Source organism: Paenibacillus sp. 01L418 (assembly GCF_056400045.1).
Genome location: NZ_JBFTSN010000556.1, coordinates 1 through 3,602, shown reverse-complemented (window position 1 = coordinate 3,602; position 3,602 = coordinate 1). Strand labels below are relative to the sequence as shown.

General features: G+C 48.3%; 4 protein-coding genes and 1 pseudogene. All 5 read right to left on the bottom strand.

Features of this window, described 5'->3' with window-relative positions:
• Window positions 1-410, bottom strand: a pseudogene (locus AC1DSE_RS32565) (hypothetical protein); the annotation flags it as partial.
• Entirely contained in the window at window positions 407-1,039 is a 633-nt protein-coding gene (locus tag AC1DSE_RS32560) for a TetR/AcrR family transcriptional regulator (protein WP_477509804.1), read from the bottom strand. The gene AC1DSE_RS32560 and the pseudogene AC1DSE_RS32565, both read right to left, overlap by 4 nt.
• Window positions 1,040-1,047: 8 nt before the next feature.
• Window positions 1,048-2,253, bottom strand: coding sequence for a pectin acetylesterase-family hydrolase (locus AC1DSE_RS32555; protein ID WP_477509805.1), 1,206 nt, complete (start codon window positions 2,251-2,253; stop codon window positions 1,048-1,050).
• Window positions 2,241-3,176, bottom strand: a complete 936-nt coding sequence (locus AC1DSE_RS32550; RefSeq protein WP_477509806.1) for a poly(ethylene terephthalate) hydrolase family protein — start codon at window positions 3,174-3,176, stop codon at window positions 2,241-2,243. The genes AC1DSE_RS32555 and AC1DSE_RS32550 overlap by 13 nt, the downstream gene beginning before the upstream one ends.
• A 195-nt stretch (window positions 3,177-3,371) precedes the next feature.
• On the bottom strand, window positions 3,372-3,602 hold a 231-nt coding region (locus tag AC1DSE_RS32545; protein ID WP_477528862.1), incomplete at its 5' end, for a hypothetical protein.

Here is a 3,602-nt window from a genome sequence, read left to right as displayed (position 1 = left end):
GGGCGTGGACTGAATGCTTCTATGAAGCTTGCATCTAGTGTGCTATAAATAAAAAAGCCGTCCACTGCTCCATTACGGGAGTTTTCGTTCCATAGCTGCTTGGACAGTTGTACCTTTAGCAGTGCCGTCTCGGCTTCTGGCTGCCTTCGGTCCAGCAGCAGCAGGTTCGAGTCAGAAGCCACCATGTTAATTAAGAAGCTGTCGATTTCATCGAGCAGCCCATCAATTTGATTCATATAGAGGGTGATAAAGCTCTGATTGCTCTCAGCGACTTGCTTACGTACTACTTGAGCGGCATAATATTGGTTGAAATTGAGCAGCACAATGAGCGGAACCAAAATGGCGGCTACGCCCACAATGAGTTTGAATCGCATCGTATTTCGAAGCTTGCTTCTGCGCTGCATATTCATTGCCTTTCCCATAGGCTAAGCAAAAAATCCTTATAACGCGCATTCTGCTCCAGCTCTTCTGCCTTGGTTGCGTCACCGTTCTGACGGCAAATCAAGACAGACTTTTGTAAATAAATGAAGTACAAATGTGTAATCATTCGCGTCCGTTCGATCCAAGCCAGCTTCTCATCATTAGGAATTTCGGCTGCGCGCTCAGTGGCAAAAGCACTCATCGACAGGCGTGTCTCCTCGCTGATCAGCTCCTTGAATGCCTCCAGTTCCGCCGGATTCTTGCCCATACTGGCGTAATACACACTAAAGAGCGAATCATAATAGAGAAGATCTGGCTGGTGCTCTCTTAACCACAAATACTTGTCGAGAATGGCTTCAATAGAAGCACGCGGGGATTTAAAATCGAACTCCACCAGCAAGCGTCCGAACATGCGCTTCAGATTATCTACATACACTTCAGTGGCCAGCTCCTCCTTATCCTTAAAATGATGGTACAAGGTACGTCTGGACGCGCCTGAGCGGGTAGCAACGAGTACCAAATCCGCACCCTCAATCCCCTTCTCGCAAAAGGCGGCCAGCGCCGCCTCTTTAATCATTTCTCTGGTAAGCTGCAGTTGTTTCTCTCTAAGCTTCATCATGTGCTCCCCTATCCTGTAGTGCTAAGCTCTTCGGCAGCATTGGAGCTCGCTTCTGCAGCGTTATGCAGGAAGCGTGTGCCTCGAGAGCTGCGTTCTTGCTTGTGAATAATGCTATCCAGCCATGCCACTAATTTCTGCCCTTCCTCCTCTGCCTCATAGAAGGCTTGCATCGGCAGCAGTGTATGCGGAGTCGTGTGATTCTCCTTATCATAGCCGTATTCTGTTAGAAAATAATAAAAATTAGGCAGTTGTTCGTCAAGCTGGCGGGTAGCCGCTCGAAACTGCTTGCTCCATGCCTCCAAACTTTGCGGGTCAATATCGTCTCCTTTGCCATTAAGACGGTTCTGGAACGAGGTKAGCACCTTGTCATTAATGGTACAAGCATGCATGAGCACAGCATGAGCAGGCATGGCCTTCGCATTGTAGCGGAACGCCGCTCCAATCATATCTGTCTCCATCGGAAATGCGAACTGGCGTGTGAAATCAGTATTCCACTGCTTGTTTACAATACTCGGCCATTGCTCGGAAGCAAGAAAGGAGCTGTCAGAGAGATGATAGATTTCTGCATCTGCATAATGGCTCGCAATGTCACTGGCATAGAATGCTGAACCAAACCCACCAGCACTAGAGCCTGTAATCAGAAGCTTATCCGGTGTGTCGAAATTTGCATACACCCATTGCAGCGCTTCCTCCACATTATTCCTGCCATTATGACGGATATGCCGCACCTTCTTTCCCTTCTCATCGCTGTAAGTAACTGCAGCATTGCCGGTATGGAAGTCAGCTGAGACATAAGGAATGAAGACGACATTCCACTCGGAGAACGGGTTGTCTGGACGTTGATCGAAGATCCCACGGTGCATTTTAAAGATGTAGAACGGAATTCGGGCGAAATAATAGCCAAATTGCCCATACTTGAGATAAGAACGCAGGGACAACGGGATCTTCGCTGTCTCTGCATCCCAGCAGGCCCCGCCCCCGCAGAAATAGACCATCAAATTTCGGCTGCTGCCTTTGCGAGAATACAAGCAAAACGTTGAACCATCCGTGGCCATTGTCTGCTTGCTAAGCTTTACCTTGTTCCACTTGCTCGGTTTCGTATCACGGAAGCTATTCTTTTGGCTTGGTCTTTTGAAAACCTTACGGCTGACAAAGACAATGGAAAGGACTGCCACTGCAACAATAAAAAAGAATGTTCGCTTCAGCCTTTGCATGCTAATTCCCCTCTTCTCTCATAATTAACAGCCTTCAATCCTTGTGAATGGACACCGCTCCAGCCTTTATTGCGGTACAGCTCCGGATGCTCTCCAGAAAAAGCTGCCGCTGCATCTGAATCATCAGCCAACCGATAACGCAGCCATGCGGTCAAATAACCTCTATGCATGCCGCCCTGCCCCATGCTCTCTAGATGATGTGCCGCTCTCGTCATCGCCATAACAGCTGCTTGGCCTGATCGAACCGCTGCGTAGGCACTCCGATTGGAGAATTTTGGCGAGATCATAAAATCATGCGTTCCCGCCATGAAAAATAATGCAGCAGTTTGCATTTCAATCTCATAAACATCCTTGGGTTCACACCACATCGGAGCAGGCAGCGCAATTGTAACCACCGTCTGAAGCGGCTCATCCAGATAATTCCCTGCATTCAGGACCCCTGTCGCGCCTTGGGAATGACCCACTGCACCAATGCGGTCTATCAGCAGTTTGCGATAAAAGAGGCTCGCAGGATCAGCATTCTCCTGCAGGGCATAACGGACCGTATCTGCAACTTCTCGGCCTGTGCCCGTATGACGGCAATAGCTGTCGATGACAACAAAGCCCCACGTCGCCAAATGAAGCAGCAGCGCATCATAATTCTCAGGCTGAGCATCCGAGCCATTGCCCCAAACAATAACAGGACAAGCTTCGTCCATCTCCTCCGGGCAATAGATTTTGTATTGCGGATTCCCATCCTCTTCCTTAATTACCACACTTCTGCTACGATGCGGCCCTGGTTCGCCATAACGCTGCTCCACAGGTTCTGGCTGATAGCGGTAAAGCCACCTTCGTAATTTAAGCGGATACATCATTAGCAGATAGACCGGAATTAAAATCCACTTTACCCAGGGGCGGGAAGCTGGCTTCTCTGATGTTATCATCCGTGCTTGCCATCCTCTCATTTTCATTTCGCATTACACCAAGATCACTTACTGCACACCATGTGTAATGAAAGTATAATAAAGGACACTGCCACTGTCAATGCAGGATTTGTGAAGTTGCGAATTGTAGTTGCTAGGGACGAAAATAAGGGCAGAAAAGTGCAGCACATTAAGGCTTTTGTGTGGAGAGGAATCCTAATTCTTTGATCGTGGCGTTGTTGAGGGTTCTGGAGAGGATAGGGCTATTGGACCTTCGCCAATAGCTCTTTCTTGTACCGTTTCAGTCTCATCGCTCGGACTTTTTTTCCCATACCGTTGCTTCTCGACGTTAGCTTTTTTGCTTTTGCTTTGACTTTCATCTTGGCGGTAGATTTTGGGTGAACTACTGGCGGTTTCTACTCCAGGTATGTAATTGGCTCTCTTAAA